Genomic DNA, 22,000 nt, shown 5'->3' on the forward strand with positions numbered 1-22,000 from the left:
AGAGCGCAAATTGTAGTGTTGGATTAATTGATGGAATACAACTATTTGAATGCCAATCCTGATCCGATTGAGTTTATGAATAGTAAATCTGGTTGTTGAGCGATGACAGGTTCTTTTGTCATGGCAAGCTGTTCGAGTAGATCTATTGCTAAAGAAACCGTATTGCAACGAGCAATTTCAGCTTGCAGACCTTGGGCATTTTCTCGGTAATGCGGTTCACTCAACATCTGTTTCACTGCCGTTCTAATTTGAGTCGGTGTTGGTGTTTTAGTTCTTAAGTCAATGCCAACCTGTGACCAAGCAATTCGCGCACACACCTCAGGCTTTTCTTCCGTCTGTCCTGCTGCCACCATTGGAACACCAAAGGCTAACGCCATGTGAGTGCCGTTGTACCCCCCATTTGTCACCATCACATCCACATGCGGTAACAGACAAGAATGGGGAATAAACGGTTCAAGCCGGACATTTGCTGGTAAGGAATCAAGGGCAATTGCGTCGATCGGTTGTCCACCTGTTGTTGCGACCACTAGCACCTCCTCCTCTGCCAATGCTTGCAAGGTTGGAATCAATAAATCACTTGCCTCAGTCGCAACTGTGCCCTGAGTGACATGCACTACAGGTTTACTGCTCTTTAAGTCATTCCACCAACGGGGAGGAACAAACTCAGTTGGAGGTTCTGTTAAAACAGGTCCAATGAAATGAAGTTGTGGTGGGAGATTTCGCCGTGGGTATTCAAATCCTGAAACCGTGGTTTGGAGGTAGAGATAGGGGGAAACGACACTATCGAAAAAGAACTGAGAATCAGGCGGCAAGCCAAGACTGGCTCGAAGTGTGTTTAGATAAACGGTTAAATCCTTTGCGAGAATCTGCTGGAATAACCAGTTCAAACAATTATTTCGTAAGCGTCCTAACACCGACGTTGCCGGGGGCATCGCTAATCCAAAGGGAGCTGTATCGTTGCTCGTAATTGCCAACGGCGTTACGCCCAAGGTTGCCCAAGCAGGACCACCCTGTTCGTGCGTCCAAGCAGCCCCCAAAAAACAGACATCAGCCAGCATTACATCCGCCGGAAATTGCTTCAAAATTTCGAGATAGTCCTTGACCTGAGCTACGGCTGAGTCGCCAAATAGATACTTAAAGCCAAACTTGAATTGCGCCAATCCGGTGAGAGAATTCTGTTTCGCCAACAGCTCGGTTAGCAGACTAGTGGGATCAGTCAAATCAAACCCAGTTTTAATCGGCACAAAGTGAGCACCGATCGCCTCAACCTTCGTTTGAAACGCTTTTCCGGTGTACCACCAAACGTCATGTCCCCGCTCCACTAGAGTGCGAGCGATTGGCAAGGCAGGATTAACGTGCCCGATTACGGGAATAGTTCCCACAAGAAATCGTGCCATGATGTCTCCTTAAAATGGCGTCTTGTGCAATGACAGCAGCACCGATTCACGGCAGCTTCATCCCCGTGAATATTTTTTCAATTATTTAATGCTAGATGAAACAAGAATACCCCTTCACGTTTTAAAATACGAAAAGGTCTTCGCGTTTGTCAAGGAAATAGCGATTCATGTCGAGCGATTCGTCCAAAGCCTCCTCTTTACGGCGGCTGCCACAACAGGATCGCAGTGCCAAGCGAGTAAACCACATTTTGAATACGGCAGATGCTCTGTTTGCTGAGTTGGGGTTTGAATCGGCAACGATGGTTGAGATCGCTGCCCGTGCTCAAACGTCGGTCGGCTCCCTCTATCGTTTCTTCCCCGATAAAGTGTCAATTTTGGAGGCATTAGCCCTCTGTTATCTCGACCAGTTACAGCAAGTCATGGCAGAGTTGCATACGCCAGCAGCGATTCATGAACCATTAACAACCTATGTCGATCGTGTCAGCGCTGCATTTAATCAATTTTTCCTCAGCCACCCCGGCTTTCGCACCATCTTTGTCGACTCCTATGGAGTATCGTCTGAAATATTAGCAATTAAGACACAAGTGGATCGCCAAATTGCCGAGCAACTTGCTACTTTTTACGCTCAACGAATTCCAAATTTAACAACTGAAGATGCCGAAGTAATTGCGTTGGTGATGGTTTCAATTGTGAGTAAGTTACATACTCTAGCATTCAGTCGCGACGAAGAGTTTCAAGCACGAATGATGGTGGAAGTAAAACGATTAATATTACTTTATTTGCAATCCTATTTATCGAGTGGTGAATCACCTTAACACATGTTCTGTCTGTTCTACTGACGAGAGGCTTGTAGGAAAGTCGTAACTGTAAACTCGACAACTTGTTCAAGAGTGTAATCAGGATAACTGCTTTAAGGTCTCCCTAATTGCTGAGCTTCTTACAGAGTAATGTTTTTAGAATTTATCGATTTATAAGAGATTTTTTGAAGAAGAGCATGTAAAAATAGGCGTTTCAAACTTTCGTGGCACTAAATTTCACACATCCTGATTACACCTCATGTAACAATAAGCCCTGAGCCGGACGGGGCTGTGGGAGTGCGTTCGGCTTTGCTGTCTCGCAGAGAATCACTCTAAATCTCAGCATCTTGTATATCAAAGTGAACGACTCGAGTGATAACTTCGGAGACGTCTCTCGTCCCGATGTTGCATTAGGGTGATGAGCGGTATCGATAAGCGTTGAGAGCCCCAAGAGGTATTAGGGTGAAATCGCCCCTGTTGTATCAATACCGTCAGGTGAAAGTCCTCTAACCCAAAACAAGCCGCTATAAAACTCATCCTGTGACTTCAGTTCAAATCCACTCAGCAGCATCCCCAGCCATACTTCAATCCGCGGCATTCCTACCCCCTGACACAGCTGAGCAAACTGCACTTGACCTGCGGCAGTTGTCCTTAGTCATCGGGTGATTGCGTTAACCCAAGCAGACACGTTTTCGTCGTGGGGTGTAATCAGAATAGGTGAAATTTAGTGCCACGAAAGCTGGAAACACCAGATTTTACGTTCCTTACGGGGTTCATATAGAAAATAGGTAATTTCTAAAAGCCTTGATATGTAATGGTTACAAGAGTTGGTGGCACTAAAAAACACGTATCCTAATTACACCTCTCATTGACTAGTTGCTGTTTTTGCAACTAATCAACAAAATTAGCCCTATTTCGGGTCGAACGCTGAGATCTCTTCTATGTAAAGCTTTAACACCCGTATGATAAACTTTTACACTGATCTCGGCACGATGCCGGATACGCCATTGGCGAAAACTCGTTACCCCGCTTTACGGAGCTTAAGCCAAGATCGCATAGTCTTTTCTCTCATGAATTCGTCAACAGTATCCTCGCTACCTTTGCCTCTAGAACGACGCGGATTAACCGAAAGAAGTGAGAACATCCCTTTAAGCTGACTGTACTTTTCCAAAGTCTTAAGTAGAGGATGAGGGTGCCGAAACTTCCCTAACAATAGTTAGAAAAGCTTGTGTGATAGGATACACGGTGATTGCTCCAGATATGCGCGGCTATGGTGACTCTGAAAAGCCGGAGGGTGGCTATGACGCCTACATGCTGGCAGAAGACTTCCATCAACTGATTGCACAATTGGGGTTCAAGCAGATTTATATCGCCGCCCATGATATGGGTGCGCCGCCTGCGCTGATTTATGCAGGTGAACATCCTGATGAAGTCTTGAAGCTTGCTTATCTGGCTGAACCCGTGCTGCTAGAACAGCATCTACAGCAGATCTTTCAGTTTGCTCCTGACACGTTAGCCAAGGGTGGCTTGTGGTGGTGGACGTTTAGTTTGACAAAAGGCTTACCTGAAACCCTGATTGCTGGTCATGAACGGGAGTTCCTGACTTACTTCTACAACACCTATTGCTATGACCCAGCCTCGATTGAGGCCACCGCGATCGATGAATATCTGCGGACCTTTGCTGCACCCGGTGGTATCAGCGGGGCGCTCGGAGTCTACCGAGCAATTTTCGAGACAATCAAACAAACTGAGCCCTTCGCTCAGCACAAAATTCAAACTCCCATACTGGCACTTGATGGCGACAAAAGCATGGGTGAGCGTGTGAAAACAATGCTTGAGAGCGTTGCCACTAATGTTCGCGGTGGAGCAATGGAACGTTGCGGACATTTTATTCCCGATGAGCGTCCTGATGAGTTAACTGATCGATTACTGAAGTTTTTTGACGAAGTGTAAGTTTCACCAGGAGTTAGCAATGACACAGCAATTAGCAGGCAAAGTGGCGATCGTCCGGACGGTTCGGGCAGTATCGGTTCTGCCATTTGCAAACGATTGGCAGAGGAAGGCGCGAAGGTTGTCGTTCATTACGGTGGTCATGCGGATGCGGCAAATGAAATCGTCAACGCTATTCAAGCAAAAGGTGGCGAGGCAATCGCCATTCAAGCAAACCTCAGTCATGTGGATGAAATCACGAAGCTATTTGACATAGCCCAGCAGCAGTTTGGTAACCTCGATATTCTCGTTAATAATGCGGGGACTGGCGTGAGTGGTGCGGTGGCTGGAACGGATGAAGCCGCGTTTGATAAAGTGTTTGGGCTAAACGTGAAAGGCACCTTTTTCTGCATGAAAGAAGCTGCCAATCGCCTCAACTTAAACGGGCGAATTGTAAATATCTCGAGCGGTCTGGTGGTGCGTCCCCTGCCAGGCTTCAGTTTGTATTGCGGCAGTAAAGCGGCGATCGAGCTAATAGGCAAAGCCCTATCAATGGAAGTGGGTGATCGCGGCATCACCGTTAACACTGTCTCACCAGGACCGACCGACACCGAAATGTTTGGTAGTTCGGGGGATGATCCCAAAGCGGCGGCTGAGCGATCGCCCTTCAACCGACTGGGCAAGCCTGAAGACATTGCGGATGTGATTGCTTTCGTTGTCAGCGATCAATGCCGCTGGACTACAGGACACACGTTTCAAGCAGGCGGCGGCTATGTTTAATTCACTCGTTAAAGTAACCATTCATCGCGCATCACCTCGACGATGCAGCTTTTGTTTTTAAGCTTTGATTGAGACCTTAAGTAGTGTTTTCAAACCCTCTCGATTCCCCATCATTGCTGCAAACCTAATTTGGCGTTCCCGTAGCAATCGGACCAAAAACAACGCTTGTATTTTAGAAGAGGGTGGTAGACCAAGACAACGCAGGTGCTAAGCAGCCACCCCTCGCAAAGGTCACCACTCAGGCAATCGCAAACTCGAACAGTTGCCTAGGCATCGTCGCCTGCATTATGCAAGCGCGAGTGTGAGAGATATTCTTTTAATGAAGGGGTTAATGAGGAGTCGATAGTATCAGCGAATATGCTACAAGTAGGATTACAAAGATGAAGCAAGCACTTCGACGCTCGCTTTTCGTTGCTGCTTACTCCTTATGGTAAGTTTGCGAGTGCCGTTGTCATACATTCGTCAACAGCATTGAGAGCGACTTAAGTCCCAAAATGGTTATGGGCCTCAGGATGCGCTAGCACAGACGATCAGCCTCTGTTTTTCCACTTCTACTCATTAACTATTGACAAGGAAGTTAATGAGTAGTAGCACCTACGCAGATCTTAATGATTGGGAAATGGCTAGTAACCAGAATCTACTGCAAGTACTTGTATTTTCCAGGCATCATTTGATTGAGGTGGAATCCGCCATCAACTTGCGACGATAGCTGTATTGACCATAGACATTGACTAGATAAGGCATGGCATACGTGATCGCTGTAGAAATCCATCGCTCACGAGACATTTCCCCACGCAAGAGCGCAGGAGCATGATTGATTAAGAAAAGCAGAGAACCAACAAATACAGCCGTCTTCACACCTGTAGGGATCAATTCTGGATCCCACAAGCTTGCAATATAACCCTTTACTATTCTCATAGATAACCAGCTTAAAACTGCGAGCATGACTCATTGAGCATAAAGCAGAGCGTATCGTTCGATTGGTGCCTAGTTTACAGAACTGTCTACAAATGAAGGCTTTGATCAAGCTTGGAAAACAGCAACTTCTTCTAAGTGACTGAAGATCTACAGCACAGTACCGACTTGGCAATCAAAGTTGGTACTGTGAGCTTCTGACAATTTAGCCTTTGAGAGGAACTTGAATTCTAGCGGTTCCAACGGGAATTTCTCCTTTTAGTCCCGTGCGTCGGGCCGTAATGCCATAAAACAGCGTGTCTCCACCTGAGGTTGTCATTCGCACTCCTCTAAACTCGACTTGTAAATAACTACCAGGAGCAACGGGTTGGTCAAACGTGATCGCTAAACGCTCTTTGCTGACGCTGACCTTAGATGGTACTGCCTTACCAGACTGGTCAATCACCTGCACTGAGTCAAAGCGCTCCATTTGGCTAGGAATAGAGACCATCAGCTCTTGCAACGACATCCCAATCACTGCAACTCGAATAAAGTGCGTACTGTTTAACACACCGGAGTTGGTAATCATGGGTCCCGTGAAGTTGAAAACCATTGCTGTTTCATGCAGTGGTGCTTGTGCCTGCACTCTCGTTGCAGGTTCAGCCATTGCTGCTGTTGCTGTGGTGAGTAGTAGTGCCGATAGTCCACCATAGATTAAGCTTTTCATACGAGATCCTTTTCGGTGAAGTAGGTCAGTGACTGGTCTAGTGGAATACTTTCACAACCGCTGCTCTATAGATTCAACGACTCAGATGAGCTAGGACTGACCTGAAAATTAAAGTAACCTGAGAAATTAGAAAGAATAGTTGAATGACAGTCATTTCTAAAGCAAGAAGCCACCGTCGCTTTTTAAGCAGAAGCAATAGCCTCGCTCAGGAAAAACTCATTTTTCTTAAGAACAGTTCCACTACATTGAAAGCAGAGATCAAAAATAGGATGAGAAATTGTAAAGTCTTGTAACATGTATGAGAGCACAGATTACAGTTCAATCAATACCTAATTAAGGCAACCCCTTTATTCTGACCCTGCCTGTTTTAGGAGAACCCTATATGACAGCTCATATCCTTTTAGTTGAAGATGAAGTTAAGCTCGCCCGGTTTATCGAACTGGAGTTGGATAGCGAAGGCTATCAGGTGACTGTAGCGCATGATGGAATGTCAGGACTATCTCTGGCACGAGAATCTGAGCCAGATTTAGCGATTCTCGATTGGATGCTGCCAGGCTTAACGGGCGTAGAATTCTGTCGTCGCTTACGGGCTACGGGGAGCAAAGTGCCCGTCATTTTGTTGACTGCACGGGATGAAGTGGGCGATCGTGTCGCGGGTCTAGATGCGGGAGCTGATGACTATGTGGTTAAACCCTTCAGCATTGAAGAACTGCTGGCGCGCATTCGGGCTCATCTGCGACGCACCCAAGAGTTGGATGAGGATGTGTTGCAGTTTGAGGACTTGACTTTAAACCGCCGTACGCGGGAGGTCTATCGTGGTCAACGCGCGATCGACCTGACCGCAAAAGAATTTGATTTGTTGGAATATCTCTTGAGCCATCCCCGCCAAGTTTATACCCGCGATCAAATTCTCGAAAACGTCTGGGGTTATGACTTCATGGGCGATTCCAATATCATTGAGGTCTATATTCGCTATTTGCGGCTGAAATTAGAAGAGAGGAGCGAGAAGCGGTTAATTCACACTGTGCGTGGTGTAGGGTACGCACTGCGGGAGCAATAAGATAACAACGAATCTTCAAGTGGGCGGTCGCTTTCCTAACATTACCCTGCCAAATCACCAGTATGAGCCAGTAACGCTATCTCAGCTCACTCAGCCCGGACTGGTGGATCAAAAGCTGGGGTTCTTTGATGGGACCCATTAATTCTGGTTTTTTATCGAGGGTTCTTTTGTCCGCGCGATCACCAACAGTTGCGTCAGCTTGTGCAGTTTCAAGATGAGTTAGCGGTCAACTATTGTAAGCTTGCTGTTGTTAGCGCCGATTTGCCGATCGTGCAGGCGGCTTTTCGAGCCGGATTGGGAGCACAATGGCAATTTCTCTCTGATGAGCAGCGAACTGTAATCAAACAAATCAATATTTTGGATGAAACAGAAGGCGAATATGCCTACCGCGCTCAACCTTACACGTTTGCTTTGCGCCCTGATCGCACAATCCACACAATCTACAATGGCTGGTTCTTTGGGGGGCGACCGACGATCGAAGAGTTGAGATATGACCTGCGGGCAATGATAGAAATGCGATCGGATTACTGCTACGAGGTGTACAACGCTCCAAGCGTGAAACAGATCCGGCTTCCGCAGCAGGAGTGGCTTGGTGGTGCACCACCACTGGGTGCAAATGGATTACCTGTCGGTCAGGGCGTTGTGCATTGGTTTGATCTACAAACAGGAAATGGATTAATTGTGAGAGATGGCACGAATGATGAAATATTTTTTAATTTCACAACCATTCCTGGTGAAGGCTACCGCATACTGCGAGCAGGCACACTCGTGAAATTTGAAATTGTTGAGAGTAGTGCCGATTTCACAGCACGCAATGTGCAAAAACAATGATGGCTGGCACGCTGGAAGCCGATTACTTCATCAGCGAAACAGCTTTTAGCGACTTCCACCTCCCGATTCCCGATATTCATTCGTACTGCTGTACACAGTTCATTGCAGCTATTTAAGAGTTGCAGGGTTCGGTGATATCTGAATAGTGCAAGGGTGTTTGTCACACTGTTGTCCGTAGAGCTGGTTGATATAAGGTTCTTGCCACGTCAGAGGGACTTCCAAAAGCGCCTGAGTACCTGTTATGCCCTGACAAATGAAAATGAGAAGTGCGATCGAATTGAGAACGATGTGGACAGTGCGCCAACGATTGGTTCTGTCCTGATAAATCTCTCGTAGAATTGCCAGCGAAAAAATCATCAACAAGGCGGCTGTCATGCCGTAGTAATAGTGGGAAACATACCACTGATCGGTTTTGCGATAAACCCCATCCTGACAACCAAGGATGACCAGGGCTGCGCCTACAAGGGTTGCGAAGGCTCCTCGCCATAGCCGTGTTTTGGCTCGATAGAGTAATGCTAAGGATGCGATTGCCACACCAAAGACACTAACGATCAAAATGACGTTTAGCGGCTGCTTCTCCCAAATTTTATTGTCAAAGATGGCACCAAAGACATCGTTGCCCAGAGCCAACAGCACAAGTCCAACGATCGCTCCAGTTAACCAACGACCTAATTGAACATGCTCTTGTCCTACAATTGGTGGAATCTTGCTTTTCCCTTCAGTAGCCGTTTGTAACCGACGTTGACGGGTTTGAAGCGCGCGATTTACCACAATCCCAAGTAGTGGAAACACTACAACTACAGCAAACACTGGATGCAGCAGTAGGATCACATCCCTAAATTCCATACAAACTCCTTAAAGAATGATGTCGCACGGTTTGGGAGTCAGAAAGCGCTTTTCTGCCAGGTTTCAGCTCCTGACCCCTCCACCCTGTCTTTTATTTCACTTCATTAGGTGGAAATTGTGCTACTCTGCCCCGTTTGACTGCAACCACCACATCATAGTGAGAGCAGTACGAAAAGGTAACATCATTGGCTTTGTTGTACAAATTGACGACGTGACCAGCACCACCAACTTGAATACCGATTGGCTCTAAATTGCCATAGAAGAACCGTCGCAATTGATCACCGCCACCAATCTGTCCTTTGTTTTTGGTGATGAGATCAATCTTTTCTTGAACGGAGGGTCCAGCTTGTTTTGCTTCAGCAGCAGTAGCAGAATTCACTGACAAAGAATGCATTCCATTCAACCCGACATCTCCAACCGTAACCAATCCAACCATCGCAAGACCTGTAAGCAGAGAAGCTACTTTCATGGGTTACTCCTAGTAACGATTGAACCGTAATGCAGTCTTCTTCAGGTGAAGCCAATCGGCTCACTGCTCAAAGCATCGCAGGCAGTACTGAAACGCCTCTGAAACAAAATCAGGCATTCCCTGAATTTCTCCTGACAGGCTTCTCAGACCAGACTCAGCAGTTTCTCAGATTATCGCTAGAAGGAGGGTATGCTCGATGTAGGAAAAGGGGATACGGAGACACGGGGATGACCCGTTTTCTGGCTCTTTCGCCTTCTCCCCCTCTCCGCCGCCGCCTGTCACTGCCCCTATGAACTCTAGAGAGGGTGTTCATGCAGCTACAGGTGAGCGAGGAAGTTAGAGCGGTTTAGCCTGTGTTGGCAGAACGAGTGTAAACACACTGCCTTCATCCAGCTTGGATCGCACCGTAATGCTGCCGCCCATTCCTTCTACTAGTGTTTTGACGATCGCCAGACCTAGTCCATGACCTCCAGCTGAGCGGGCACGCGCTTCATCCACCCGGTAGAAGCGTTCAAAAATGCGGCTCTGGTCCTGGAGCGGAATACCGACTCCTTGATCGCAAACCTGAACAATTGCCTGTTGCTGGGCGTGATCAACAATCAATTCAATCGGTTGGTCAAAATCAGAATATTTCACCGCATTATCAATCAGGTTAATCAATACTTGTTTCAGACGATCGCGGTCTACGATTGCTAAAACGGGTTCTCTGATCTCCACTCGAATCAAGCGATCACTAAATTTCTCTGTCATGTCAGCCAGCTCTGCAACCACGTCAGCCAGTATGACTGGCTCTAAGTGATAGTGCGTATAACTACTATCAGCTCGTGCTAGATCGAGCAGATCTTGCAGTAGGCGCACGGTGCGATCGGCCTCGGCGGCGGCCGTTTCTAAGGCTTCTTTTTGATAAGCGTTCAGGTTAGTACTACGACGTAGTATGCTTTGCAAGTAGCCCAGCACAACGGTTAAGGGCGTGCGTAACTCGTGGGAGACATTGCTGACAAACTGTCGCTGCTGTTCCCATGCCTCTGACAGCCGGGACAGCATCATATTAAACGTTTGTGCTAATGCTTTGACTTCGCTCGGAGCAGACCTCAATTGCAGTTTGGCTTTACTTAAATCGTCGGCTGAAATTGCTCCTGCCATATGGCTCATGTCCTGCAACGGTTGCAGTGATCGCCGAATTCGTAGGGCAATTGCCACCATTGTAAAAATAGTTGCCAGGGTGCAAACAGCAGCTAACCCTTGGACGGCGCTGATTAATTGCCGCTGAGCGGCTGTGACATCCTGCGCCATATAGACTTTACCCAAGAGTCTTCCTTTGGCGGTTACTGGTCCCTGATACAAAATGAGATACCGGCTACCCATCTGATAGACTTGGGGTTTGAGCGGCATCTCAGCGATCGACATCAACTCGTCCGTTGCCCTAAAGGATGAATGCGTTTCCGTTGATTCAGCGAGCACCTTTTTGCCATCCGTACTTTTAACCCAAATCGCTAATCCAGGCACCGACACATTATTGATCGTCTTTTGCAGTCCAGCTTCAAGCGGCAACATTTCGCTGTAGAGTTCTACGTCGCGGGGAAACCGCGTTGCAATGTATTCCACGCTCTGAGTATGCGTTGTAATCAGAAGCTGCTGCATCTTCCAGCTTGTCCAGACAGCGACACTGCTCAAGCCCAGAATGGAGAGCAACGCGATTTCTACCGTTAAGCGAAATTGAAGCGAAGACGAGTCAAAATGCCTTTGCTTAACGTGACGGATTGCCCCCCAGAGCCTATGAATCAGTTGCATTGGAACATCATTTCATTCCGTTCATTGGTCAATTGCTTGTGAATCCACACAATCAAGATGCTTGGTCAGCATCCTCACCAGTGCATTGATTGCGAGTGCGGATCGGTCAGTTCGCTCGTTACAACTATCCTACCGATGCCTTCCTGCAGGGTAACTATCTCCACTGTAGTCAAAACCCTTTACATAGCCTTAATAAGAACCTCACGGAAAGATGAGTTTTTGCTGAGAAAACAGATTACCTAAAGGTGGGCTGCAATCTCAAGCTCTAATCAAATTCTCAGGCAGAGCTCAGATTGCCTACATAGGATGAAGCTCAATAAACGACTCGATGTTCTATCTGGTGCCGTTAATCACGTTCATTAAAAGCACGTATGATGCACTTTGCGAGGCAAGTGAGGCACCCTTCTATGCAACCAGCGACAGAACCGAGCCAGCGTATCAACCGCACGCCTGGACAAGCGTACCTTTGGCTAGCGGTGCTAATCTTTGGCGCTTCTAGTGCTGTTACCCGCAAGATCACAGAAATTGGGGCTCAACACTTCGTTGGTGGGCAGAATCCCATCTCCTTATGCAATGTTTTGTTTGTCGGCAATCTCTGTGCACTAGTGGTGCTGCTGCTGCTTCATAGGCGACACTGGAACCGCAGGACATTAGGGCAATTAGCCAGGCGGGAATGGGTCAGCTTGGCTATGGTTGCAATTTTATCGGGCGCCTTGGCTCCTGGCTTAATCTTTCAGGCATTGGCGTTAATTCCAGTAACCAATGTCGTTTTAGTGAGTCGATTGGAACCGCCAGTCACGCTCGCGCTATCCCTCTGGCTCTTACGAGAGCGAGTGAATCGTTGGGAAAGCATGGGAGCAATCGCGGCTTTTATCGGTGTGGCCTTAACCATTCTGCTTCAACCCGCAAAGGAACCCTTGATGCAAATGGGCAACTTCCACATCGGTTTGGGGGAGCTATTAGCCATCTTGGGCGCAGTCGCCTTAGCCATCTCTACAATTATTGGCAAAAAGCGGCTTTCTAAAGTACCGCTCGGCATCTATAGCACTGTTCGGACGGGACTAGGAACCCTGATCTTTTTCATTGCTGCCTTAGCGCTTTACGGTCAGGATCATTTTGCCGGTGTGTTCTCCCCGTTTCTGTGGCAGTGGATGCTGCTGTACGGCATCATTATTGTAGTCGTGGGGCAATCGTTCTGGATTGCGGGCTTGCGAGCCTCATCCGTTTCTACTGCATCCCTGATTGGCTCTTTTGTGCCGCTTGCAGGCATTCTAGCGGCCTATTTAATTTTGGGTGAAGTGCCCACACGCGCCCATTACATCGGTGGGGGCGTCATTTTGCTGGGTTTGCTTCTCAGTCAGGTAGGCATTCAGCACCAGACCGCTCGTAGGGTTGCCATGACCAGAGTGACCGCTGCTCCGGCAGAGCAGGCGATCGAAGCCAGAATGGGATTCAAAGGCATTTAAGGTTGTAACTTTACGAACAGTGAAGCAATCACTAAGAAGGCTTTCTTTTTTAAAAGTCAAAAGAGAAAATCTAGATTAATTTCAGTTCTTCTGACCGCTGAGCCGTTATGGTAGCGATTCCTGGTTACCAGATGTTCGAGAAACTCTGCAAAAGCTCTAGAGCTCTGCTCTACCGGGCACAGCGTGACTCAGGTCAGACAACGGTAGCGCTTGATTTAGCAGCCCTGATGAAAGCATCGCAAGCTCTATCAGATGAGATTGTGCTGGACAAACTCTTGGCAAAATTGCTGGTCATCTTCATGGAGAGCGCTGGAGCTCAACGAGGATGCTTGCTTTTAGAACGCAATGGCGTCTTACAGATCGAAGCGGAATCAAATGTAGAGTCAAAGACTCTTTCAGTTTCACACGTTTCCATGACCAGTGAATTTGGACGCGATCGGCTTGCTTGGGCGATCGTCCACTATGTCGCTCGTACTCAGGAAAACGTTGTCCTTAATCATGTAACCCAGGACGACCGCTTTAATCAGGATGCTTACATCCTTAAGCATCAGCCCAAAGCAATTCTTTGCGCTCCACTCCTCCATCAAGGAAAACGATCTGGCATTCTGTATTTAGAAAACAACTTAACCTTCAATGCGTTTACACCCGAACGTTTCAAGGTTTTGCAGGTTCTCTCAACCCAAGCAGCCATTTCGATCGACAACGCCCGACTCTATAGCGAGTTGGAGTTGCGGGTTCAAGAACGAACCGCAGCACTCACGCAGACTAACGAGCGCCTCCAGGCTGAAATTTTAGAGCGCCAGCGATCAGAACAAACGCTGCAGATGATTGTGGAGGGAACCGCTTCCGTCATTGGCGTTGATTTCTTCCGCTCGCTGGTGCGCTCTCTGGCTCAAGCTCTTAATGTTCGCTACGCCTTCATCAGCGAATGCGTGGATGCTGCACCGACTCGTGTGCGTAGCTTTGCCTTTTGGGAGGGAGACGAGTTTGGCGATGCCTTTGAATACGATTTGCCTGGCACACCCTGTGAGCGCATTATCAACAGCAAAGGTTGCCAATGTTTCTCAGATCAGATTCAGTCTCTCTTTCCTGAGGATCAAGACCTAAAGGACATGCAGGTCCAAAGTTACGCTGGCATTGCCCTACTAGACTCAAGCGGCAACCTTCTGGGACATCTAGCAGTGCTGGATGATCAACCTCTAGAAAACGAATCTCGCACTCATGCCGTACTGGAGATTTTTGCAGCACGTGCAGCGGCTGAGATGGAGCGCAAACAAGCAGAAGATGCCCTGCGAGTTTCTGAAACTAAGTTTTCTACCGCCTTCCGATCGTCTCCCGATGCCATGACTATCAGCACACTCAAGGATGGCTGCTACATCGAAGTCAATCACAGTTGTCTAGTCATGTTGGGCTACAGCCACGAGGAGATGATTGGACACAGTGCCTTAGAGTTGGGAGTTTGGGCAACACTAGAGGATCGAAACACCATTCAGCAACGTCTGCAAGCACACGGCAGCGTGACCAATCTAGAGACTAAACTTCGCAGAAAATCAGGGGCAAGCTTTCCAGTTCTCTTTTCAGCCGAGGTGATCCTTCTAGAAGATGAGCCCTGCCTGCTGGCAGTAACGGCTGACATTACGATGCTGAAGCAGGCTGAAAAAGCCTTGGAGCGGTTAGCCGAGATCGGTGAACTTGCTGCGATGATTGTCCATGAAGTGCGAAATCCCTTGACAACGATTTCAATGGGCTTAAACGCCTTTAAGAAACTACAACTCTCGGAGCGCTTTCAAGAGTATCTTTCTCTGTCACTGGATGAAGCAGACCGTCTGCAACGGTTGTTAGATCAAATTCTGCTCTATGCCAGACCACAAACGCTCCAGCGATCGCACTTAGAGCTAAACAGCTTCATCGCCAGCAGCTTGAGCACATTAAAAACACCCCCTGCCGCTTTGGGCAAACACTTGAAACTGATTGCTGCCACTGCACCGGTGACGGTCTTAGCGGATAGGGATAAGTTAAAACAGGTATTGATCAATCTAGTCACCAATGCTTGTGAAGCGGTGGCTGTAGGAGAAACCATCACAGTTCGCGTTCAGGTGATCGAGCATGACCAAATTTGCATTCAAATTCACAATGGTGGCGTACCCATTCCTGTCGAATTTTTGCCAAACCTAACCAAGCCCTTTTTTAGCACCAAAGCAAGTGGAACGGGTCTAGGGCTAGCGATCGTGAAACGCATTGTCGAAGCCCACGATGGAGAACTCCGCATTGAATCCTTGGCAGCGACTGGAACAACTGTGAGCGTGCAGTTGCCTCTAACCCATTAACCTTCTCAAGTTGAAGGCCCCTAAACTCTGTATTCTTCTTTAACGGCAAAGGAATCTTGAGACTCTTGACTGGCTCAGCTAAAAGATGAGTGTTTGTTGAGGAAGAATTAAAAACCTTCTCATCGCAATATCAGCATTTTAGAGCCAACTTTCTACACACCTATCATCTTGCGATCGCCTGCTTCCAGCAAAATTGATCGTGCATTCATGAAGCACAATTGATCTTAAATGCAGGAGATTTTGGATGAAATTGAACCGTTGGCTCGTCTTTAGCCTAGTTTCTCTCGCTCTCGTCGGTTGTGCCGGAGGATCTGAGACCAAACAAGCGGCTGAAAAGACTGCTCCTGTAACCACGAGTGCTCCTGCACCAACCCAGGTCGAGACTACAGCCCAAGCAGCAAACGCTGCAAAATCAGCAACTGTTAAGTCTGGTAGCTTTGTGTCTGGAGAACACCCCACTCAGGGAAGCGTTCGGCTTGTCGACGAGAATGGCAAAACCTTTCTAGAACTCGATCAGGCATTCAAAACCTCCAACATGGGACCGGATCTGGTTGTCATTTTGCATCGCTCCAGTGATGTGTTAGGTTCAACCCAGCCACCTGCCTATGCCTTGAAAGAGGGTGATTATACGCTTCTGGCACCGCTACAAAAATTTAGTGGTGCTCAACGGTATGCCATTCCTGCAACCGTCAACCTATCAAGCTACCAATCTGTGGCTATTTGGTGTCGTAAATTCAACGCCACCTTTGGTGCTGCCAAACTGATGCGTTAATGTCACGCCCCTCAGTTGCAGTTAAGCCTGGTTTGAAACTGTCTTGATTGCAGGTTTGACGGTTTATGATTGCAGGCTGCTACAGTTAACCTTTGTCACAAGACCGACTAACTTTGTCAGTCGGCTCCCATCAGATTGTAAGCTGGCTGGCACTAAACACAAACGACCACAGCTCACGACCCCTAAGCGGACAGTGCTTTGCGGAAAACAAGCTTGTCTGCCCCTTCAGCGTAGAACTCGCGGATACGCGCTTCCTCGTTGTAACCGTGCTTGCGATAAAACGCTCGCGCAGGCTCAAAGTCTGGTGTACCCGCAGTCTCAACCAGTAAGAGCCGCGCCCCTCGCGCTGCCAAAGTCTGCTCCACCAAGAGCAATAACTTTGCACCGCGTCCTTGCCTTTGATACTGAGGGTGAACACCAATTAACTGGAGGTTCCATGTCCCACTAGTCATACGTTCCGGTTCGCAATACGCTAATCCCACCAGTCCGTCAGCCGCATCGGTCAACCAAAAGGGACAAGTGTCGCCCGCTTGACTGAACGAAGCGGTCAACAGCTGACGCAACTCCTCGAGTCGGTCGGGCGCAAAGAGTGCTACAGAACTGGCTAAGGCAAGCAGTGCCTCTGTATCCTCCGGTGTGATGGGGCGAATCATCGCCCACTCCAGGTGTATAAAAGCCTGAACATAACAACTGTTGTGACGTTACAGAAGAATATAACAACAGTTATGATCAGTAGTCAAGCGGCTTGTTTGAAGTGGGCCTGCATACTAGGGAGAGCGATGAGTTATGACGAGCGTCGGCTTGAAGTCGCGCAGGCCGCCTGGCGGGTCATTGTCCGTGAAGGCTTAGACCGTACCAGTATGCGGGCGATCGCGCAGGAACTTGGCACTTCCACTGGGGTTGTGACCCACTACTTTCGCGATAAAGAAGCACTCATTTTGTTTGCCCTCGAACGCGTGTTTGAAAACACCCTAGCGGCGATGCAAGCCAAGGCTCAGGAACAGCAAGGCCTTGCTCAGCTAGAACAGATGCTGCTGACGGCACTGCCGCTGGAGGGCAGTGACCAAGCCGACTGGAAAGTCTGGGTGGCGTTTTTGGGCTATTCGACCGGTCGCGAACCTTTAGTCCAGGAGCACCAAAAACGCTATGCCGTTTTACGCCAAATGCTGGCTCAAGTGTTAGCCGACTTGCAAGCAGCAAAGCTGATTCGAGCGGAGCTTGATGTCATGCTTGAAGCGAATGCACTCATTGCCTTCGTCGATGGCATTGGCACTGGCCTTGTTATCTGTCCTGAGCAATTTTCGGCAGAGCAACAACAATATCTGGTGCGGCGACAGATCAAGGCGTTACTGGCACCCTCTTGAACACCAACTAATCAGCGTTAAATGACTGCTACCACCTGTCAGCGAAGCTAGCTCACTAAACACAGGCAGAAACTTGCTGTCTCTCTCTAATCACTGACTGGACTAGAACTGACCTCTATCACCATTCGGTGGTAGTCTACAACATTGATGCCTTCGTTCCTGTTGGCTCCTCTGCACAAGCTAGAATGCCGCTGCTGACGTTGATTAGCAGCGGCTGGCAGCACATCACCAAGCGACTCGAAAGTAGAACTGCTACTGTGTCAGGCTTCTAATGGTTGTGCTAGTTTTGAGAGAGTTCAGCAGCAGCAGTGCCAGCAGAGCATTAGCCATGCTGAGTCAGAGGCACCTTAGAATCAACAGAGCCAGAGCTGACTCGGTCACTGTTGGCTGTAGCTGACCTTGCCCCTGAGTGCAGCGTCTGCAGCGTCTGCGACTACCGGGACCGGGCTGTGAGGCAGACAGCACACTGAAGCAGCGCCGCACTCAAAGCTGATGACAGGCAGTATCTACAAGCTTACGAAGAAACTGACAACGGGCGGTTGCTTGAAATTTATCGTTTTACCCAGTCGCCACCGGGTGTCGTGACTGCTTCTTCCCTTGCCGACAGGGTCAATGGCTACGAATTATCTAGCCGGTTTGACTATCGCACTTAGGAGTCGTTGAGTCAGTCCGGGTTGCTTAGCGGGGCGACCACTCTCGAGTACGCGTCGGCACTTGCAGCAGTCAGAGCGTATTGTGATCATGAGGCAGCAGCCTTAGCGCAACGTGGCGACGAACCACTGGCACTCCCGCTCACTGACCGCGAAGCGAAGACCTTGCTACATGCCCGACGTGCCACGCCGGGGCAGGAGCGCCTTGCAACGCGCGAAGTGCATGATCGCCTGGACGCTTGACTGCAAGCACCAGTGGCGGCTGAAGATGCCAAGCACAATCCAGACCTAACCTGTTGCGCCTTCGAGTGTCCGCTGGGTAGTGCGCCTAGGCTTTCTCTAGGACGGCTTGCCCTCAATCGGCAACAGCGGTTGTCTCAACCAGTCGTCGGCTCAAGGGGGTTGGCAGCGATTCAGGTAAAAATGGACCATTGACTAATTTTCCTCAGGTTTTGCGCGCTGAAACCCTCATGCTTCCGCCCCTTACCAGAATTTTTATTAGAAAGTAGCAAGCACTGAAAGTCGGTCTAGATGGAGGTTTCAAATAAATAGTTCATTTTGCAGCGAATCGTTACTAGACCTCCGATTGAACTAGGGTTTCGCTACTGCCTCTAAAGGCGACATTAAGGACAAGCTTAAGATAAGTTTTTAGTAAAGCTTTGGACCAAGAATGTAAAGTTTTTAAGAAGTATGCGGTCTATATTTATGACGATGAAAAAATATCCTGTAACTTGATACTGAGGCTTATACATTTCTAGGATTTATCGCTTCCAAGCGGCTGAAAGGGGATTCAAAGAAGCTTCCCTTCAGGATGTGTGAGCAGATAATTTCAAAGGTAACAAGTGGTAAATGCTTGCTAAAGTCATAGGTTAGTATTTCGCCATTTGTAAAGGTCTCTTTTGAGAAGCGGGTTAGCCAAAGCCCAAACCGTTGCCAAAAACGTAAGAGAGGCTTTTGTCATGTTTCATTCAAACAACCGCAGCTATTTCTTCTTAGCAAACCGCTACAAGCTTTTGCTCAAGGGTGTTTTGTTTTTTACTCCTGAGCTAGTGATTAACCTGGTGAATGCGGTGAGAATTCCAGGTGGTTTAACTCCCCCTTGAGCGGAGAGGGACTAGGGCGCTTCTGAGCGAATTGAAAGACAATGTGTTCTTGCCAAGGTAGGACTCAATCTACTGCTTGTCTTTCAATCAAAGCAGCAAGGCTACCAGTCAGGTGTTTTCTAGCAGGGAAAAGACCATAAGGGCGCTTGCTTCAGCCCAGCTCGTTGACTCAGCCTTTACCTCGGCTGAGCCTAATCCCTCTAGGCAAAAGTATTCTTAGCTCAGAAAGCTCCTTAAAACTTTCTGCCTTATCACTGCTTACGCTTTGTCTTAAGTGCCTGACAATCCAGGTGCATGAAGCTGCTTACAGCAATGCGTTGTTGCGTCAAGCAACGCTTTTCTGATCTCAGATTGAGGCACTTGTAAAAGCTCACACTCAGTTGACTGGACTCTTCGTCACCAGTTGGCTCTGTTATGGCAACCACCTTTTTGGAGTGATGAACAATGGCTTTTGATGTACGCTATTTCCAAGAAATGTATCGAGAAAAATGGAAAGTAACATTATTAACGATTATTTTTGGCTCGGTTCCGCTTAAATTGGGTAAAAGATTGCGTGGGTTCGTTTATCGTTCGTTTCTGGGACAGTTAGGAGATGGAGCCGAAATCGGAGTAGGACTGGAATTGGTTGGTGCTAAGCGAGTGTTTTTTGAAGCAAACACGATCGTCAACAGCAATATTTTTATCGATAGTTGGGAGCCTCAAAGCTGTGTCCTTCTTGGCTCTAGCGTAAAGCTCGATCGTGGCGCAGATCTTAAAGCTCTTGGCGGTTGCATTGAAATCGGAGAGCGGACTTATATCGGTCCTTACTTTTGTGCAGCCGGTCCTGGAGACATCAAGATTGGCAAGAATTGCATGATTGCTTCCCACTCCAGTATGTATGCCAACAATCACATTTTTTCGGATCGTGATGTTCCCATTGCTCACCAAGGCGTCATTTGCAAGGGTATCTTGATCGAGGATGACTGCTGGTTAGGGACTGGAGTGAGAGTATTGGATGGCGTCACTATCGGCCGGGGAAGTGTCATTGGTGCAGGGGCAGTGGTGACGAAAGATATTCCACCTTTCTCCGTTGCGGTAGGAGTACCCGCCAAAGTAATGGCCCAACGAGGGGCAGTAAAATCAGAACTCTTTGTTACGACATCCTAAGTGAGCAGAAAGGTTCGGTATTGCTCAAGTTCGACTGAGTTGATTAGAGTTTTTCTCACCGCGGTACTTCGGCTTTTTCATCAATTGTTTGGCGTTGCTAGTCATGCTTCGAGTGGTTTACAACACGATCACTGAAAGCATTTCCTAGGAGCTCCCTACTGGGCGCTAGCCATGACAGCACTACTGTCTATGGTTGTAAGTTTTTGCCTTCTACCACTGGAGACACTTTGAATCTTAAGACATTTAAGCGCGACTGGCTCTCAAACATGCGCGCAGACCCTCTAGCCGGAACAGTGGTTGCTCTTGCCTTAGTTCCAGAAGCGATCGCCTTTTCAATTATTGCGGGTGTTGACCCTAAAGTTGGACTCTATGCCTCATGCATCATTGCCCTGGTGACGGCTCTCTTTGGCGGACGACCCGGCTTAATTTCAGTCGCTACCGGCTCGATGGCTCTGCTGCTGATTCATCTGGTCAAAGATCACGGCTTGCAGTATCTCTTTGCCGCCGGCCTTTTGACTGGGATCTTGCAGATGCTGTTTGGTTGGCTGAAGCTGGGACGACAGATGAAATACGTCCCTCGTGCCGTCATGGTGGGCTTTGTCAATGCGCTGGCAATTTTGCTTTTTCTGGCACAATTACCGCAACTGACCAATGTGCCTGTCGCGGTGTATGTCATGGCAGCGGCAGCTTTGACAATTATTTATTTGTTGCCACGCATAACGACCGCCCTCCCGTCACCCCTGGTGGCGATCGTCACGCTTACAGCCATTTCCATCTTTGCTGGCGTCAAAGTTCCGACGGTGGGAGATCTGGGCTCTCTACCAAGTACCTTCCCACCGTTTGCAATACCGCAGATACCGCTGAATTTAGAAACCCTCAACATCATTTTTCCCTATGCCCTCACGCTGGCGACCGTCGGGTTATTGGAATCATTGCTGACCGCTTCGTTACTAGATGAATTAACCGATACACCCAGCGATAAAAATCAGGAAGCAATTGGGCAGGGCCTTGCCAATCTCGTCAGCAGTTGCTTTGGAGGGATGACAGGCTGCGCCATGATTGGACAGTCCGTGATCAATATTCAATCAGGCGGACGCGGACGTTTATCGACTTTTAGTGCTGGAGTTTTTCTACTCTTCTTGATGCTGGCACTCGGCAGTTGGGTCGAGCGCATTCCGATGGCGCCCCTGGTGGCAGTGATGATCATGGTGTCTATTGGCACGTTTAACTGGTCATCGCTGCTGCAACTCCGTAAAGTGCCCCGCAGCGAAACAGCCGCGATGATCACCACAGTACTAATTACGGTCTTGAGCCATAACTTAGCGCTTGGTGCGGTCGTGGGTGCAGCGCTCAGTACTGTCTTCTTTGCTCGAAAAATTGCCAAGGTGGTCTGTGTCGATGCTGATGGCACCCATCGCACCTATAGTGTCGCTGGTCAAATCTTCTTTGTCTGGGTCGATGACCTTCTGGAGAACTTCGATTTCCATGAAGCCTTAGAAAAAGTGACCTTAAACTTCAGCCATGCCCACCTTTGGGATCAATCGGCAGTGGCGGCGATCAACCAGGTGGTGCTTAAGTTTCGCCAAAGTGGTGCAGCGGTGGAATTGTTAGGACTGAATCCAGCTAGTGCGACCTTGGTGGACTAACTAGC

The 22,000-nt window shown here is 48.4% G+C and carries 23 protein-coding genes; 15 read left to right on the top strand and 8 right to left on the bottom strand.

Annotation, left to right across the window (positions count from 1 at the left end; all coding sequences use genetic code 11):
• Positions 1-41: 41 nt before the first annotated feature.
• Positions 42-1,397, bottom strand: a complete 1,356-nt coding sequence (locus H6F76_RS22265) for a nucleotide disphospho-sugar-binding domain-containing protein (protein ID WP_190511608.1) — start codon at positions 1,395-1,397, stop codon at positions 42-44.
• Between the two features lie 167 nt (positions 1,398-1,564).
• Between H6F76_RS22265 and H6F76_RS22270 the strand changes: the two genes are divergently transcribed.
• Complete coding sequence (locus H6F76_RS22270; RefSeq protein WP_190511610.1) at positions 1,565-2,212, top strand: TetR/AcrR family transcriptional regulator; 648 nt, start codon at positions 1,565-1,567, stop codon at positions 2,210-2,212.
• A 439-nt stretch (positions 2,213-2,651) separates the two neighbouring features.
• Here H6F76_RS22270 and H6F76_RS22275 read toward each other — a convergent pair whose 3' ends face one another.
• On the bottom strand, positions 2,652-2,792 hold the full coding sequence (locus H6F76_RS22275; protein ID WP_190511611.1) for a hypothetical protein: 141 nt from the start codon (positions 2,790-2,792) through the stop codon (positions 2,652-2,654).
• Between the two features lie 632 nt (positions 2,793-3,424).
• Between H6F76_RS22275 and H6F76_RS22280 the strand changes: the two genes are divergently transcribed.
• Positions 3,425-4,147: an alpha/beta hydrolase gene (locus H6F76_RS22280; RefSeq protein WP_190511612.1), complete on the top strand. Its 723-nt coding sequence runs from the start codon at positions 3,425-3,427 to the stop codon at positions 4,145-4,147.
• 96 nt (positions 4,148-4,243) lie between these two features.
• Positions 4,244-4,903 (top strand): SDR family oxidoreductase, encoded by a 660-nt coding sequence (locus tag H6F76_RS22285; protein WP_199322290.1) that lies wholly within the window; start codon positions 4,244-4,246, stop codon positions 4,901-4,903.
• 666 nt (positions 4,904-5,569) lie between these two features.
• Here the strand turns inward: H6F76_RS22285 and nrtS are convergent.
• Together nrtS and H6F76_RS22295 are read right to left on the bottom strand one after the other, a co-directional pair.
• Positions 5,570-5,821, bottom strand: a complete 252-nt coding sequence (gene nrtS / locus H6F76_RS22290) for a nitrate/nitrite transporter NrtS (RefSeq protein ID WP_190511613.1) — start codon at positions 5,819-5,821, stop codon at positions 5,570-5,572.
• Between the two features lie 202 nt (positions 5,822-6,023).
• Positions 6,024-6,524 (bottom strand): DUF2808 domain-containing protein, encoded by a 501-nt coding sequence (locus H6F76_RS22295; RefSeq protein WP_190511614.1) that lies wholly within the window; start codon positions 6,522-6,524, stop codon positions 6,024-6,026.
• Positions 6,525-6,906: 382 nt separating this feature from the next.
• Between H6F76_RS22295 and H6F76_RS22300 the strand changes: the two genes are divergently transcribed.
• Both H6F76_RS22300 and H6F76_RS22305 read left to right on the top strand, forming a co-directional pair.
• On the top strand, positions 6,907-7,584 hold the full coding sequence (locus tag H6F76_RS22300; protein WP_190449937.1) for a response regulator transcription factor: 678 nt from the start codon (positions 6,907-6,909) through the stop codon (positions 7,582-7,584).
• 189 nt (positions 7,585-7,773) lie between these two features.
• Entirely contained in the window at positions 7,774-8,415 is a 642-nt protein-coding gene (locus H6F76_RS22305) for a cold shock domain-containing protein (RefSeq protein WP_242036799.1), read from the top strand.
• 108 nt (positions 8,416-8,523) lie between these two features.
• Here the strand turns inward: H6F76_RS22305 and H6F76_RS22310 are convergent, their stop codons facing one another.
• Both H6F76_RS22310 and H6F76_RS22315 read right to left on the bottom strand, forming a co-directional pair.
• Positions 8,524-9,261 (bottom strand): DUF4079 domain-containing protein, encoded by a 738-nt coding sequence (locus tag H6F76_RS22310; RefSeq protein WP_190449936.1) that lies wholly within the window; start codon positions 9,259-9,261, stop codon positions 8,524-8,526.
• A gap of 91 nt (positions 9,262-9,352) precedes the next feature.
• Positions 9,353-9,730, bottom strand: a complete 378-nt coding sequence (locus H6F76_RS22315; RefSeq protein ID WP_190511615.1) for a hypothetical protein — start codon at positions 9,728-9,730, stop codon at positions 9,353-9,355.
• A gap of 29 nt (positions 9,731-9,759) precedes the next feature.
• On the opposite strand from H6F76_RS22315, the gene H6F76_RS22320 reads away from it, so the two are divergent.
• Complete coding sequence (locus H6F76_RS22320) at positions 9,760-10,023, top strand: hypothetical protein (RefSeq protein ID WP_190511616.1); 264 nt, start codon at positions 9,760-9,762, stop codon at positions 10,021-10,023.
• A 43-nt stretch (positions 10,024-10,066) separates the two neighbouring features.
• On the opposite strand, the gene H6F76_RS22325 is transcribed toward H6F76_RS22320, so the two are convergent.
• Positions 10,067-11,521: a HAMP domain-containing sensor histidine kinase gene (locus H6F76_RS22325; protein WP_190511617.1), complete on the bottom strand. Its 1,455-nt coding sequence runs from the start codon at positions 11,519-11,521 to the stop codon at positions 10,067-10,069.
• A gap of 407 nt (positions 11,522-11,928) precedes the next feature.
• Between H6F76_RS22325 and H6F76_RS22330 the strand changes: the two genes are divergently transcribed.
• The 3 genes from H6F76_RS22330 (at position 11,929) to H6F76_RS22340 (ending at position 16,086) form a co-directional block, all read left to right on the top strand.
• On the top strand, positions 11,929-12,987 hold the full coding sequence (locus H6F76_RS22330; RefSeq protein ID WP_190511618.1) for a DMT family transporter: 1,059 nt from the start codon (positions 11,929-11,931) through the stop codon (positions 12,985-12,987).
• Positions 12,988-13,094: 107 nt separating this feature from the next.
• Positions 13,095-15,314 (top strand): GAF domain-containing protein, encoded by a 2,220-nt coding sequence (locus H6F76_RS22335; protein ID WP_242036800.1) that lies wholly within the window; start codon positions 13,095-13,097, stop codon positions 15,312-15,314.
• 244 nt (positions 15,315-15,558) lie between these two features.
• On the top strand, positions 15,559-16,086 hold the full coding sequence (locus tag H6F76_RS22340; RefSeq protein ID WP_190449932.1) for a DM13 domain-containing protein: 528 nt from the start codon (positions 15,559-15,561) through the stop codon (positions 16,084-16,086).
• A 182-nt stretch (positions 16,087-16,268) separates the two neighbouring features.
• On the opposite strand, the gene H6F76_RS22345 is transcribed toward H6F76_RS22340, so the two are convergent.
• The gene (locus H6F76_RS22345; RefSeq protein ID WP_190511620.1) at positions 16,269-16,739 is read right to left on the bottom strand and encodes an N-acetyltransferase; all 471 of its coding nucleotides are present in this window, start codon (positions 16,737-16,739) and stop codon (positions 16,269-16,271) included.
• A gap of 126 nt (positions 16,740-16,865) precedes the next feature.
• Here H6F76_RS22345 and H6F76_RS22350 point away from each other — a divergent pair, with 126 nt between their 5' ends.
• The 6 genes from H6F76_RS22350 to H6F76_RS22375 all read left to right on the top strand — a co-directional run bounded on the left by H6F76_RS22350 (position 16,866) and on the right by H6F76_RS22375 (position 21,995).
• Positions 16,866-17,450, top strand: a complete 585-nt coding sequence (locus H6F76_RS22350) for a TetR/AcrR family transcriptional regulator (protein WP_190511622.1) — start codon at positions 16,866-16,868, stop codon at positions 17,448-17,450.
• Positions 17,451-18,109: 659 nt separating this feature from the next.
• Entirely contained in the window at positions 18,110-18,343 is a 234-nt protein-coding gene (locus H6F76_RS22355; RefSeq protein WP_190511623.1) for a hypothetical protein, read from the top strand.
• Positions 18,344-18,355: 12 nt separating this feature from the next.
• Positions 18,356-18,535, top strand: coding sequence for a hypothetical protein (locus H6F76_RS22360; RefSeq protein WP_190511624.1), 180 nt, complete (start codon positions 18,356-18,358; stop codon positions 18,533-18,535).
• A gap of 524 nt (positions 18,536-19,059) precedes the next feature.
• A complete protein-coding gene (locus H6F76_RS22365; protein ID WP_190511625.1) occupies positions 19,060-19,203 on the top strand; it encodes a hypothetical protein in 144 nt (47 codons plus the stop codon).
• Between the two features lie 444 nt (positions 19,204-19,647).
• The gene (locus H6F76_RS31150; protein ID WP_277881266.1) at positions 19,648-20,349 is read left to right on the top strand and encodes an acyltransferase; all 702 of its coding nucleotides are present in this window, start codon (positions 19,648-19,650) and stop codon (positions 20,347-20,349) included.
• 266 nt (positions 20,350-20,615) lie between these two features.
• Positions 20,616-21,995, top strand: coding sequence for a SulP family inorganic anion transporter (locus tag H6F76_RS22375; RefSeq protein ID WP_190511626.1), 1,380 nt, complete (start codon positions 20,616-20,618; stop codon positions 21,993-21,995).
• Positions 21,996-22,000 lie beyond the last annotated feature (5 nt).

The sequence above is a fragment of the Leptolyngbya sp. FACHB-321 genome (assembly GCF_014695975.1).
Classification (GTDB): Bacteria; Cyanobacteriota; Cyanobacteriia; order Leptolyngbyales; family Leptolyngbyaceae; genus Stenomitos.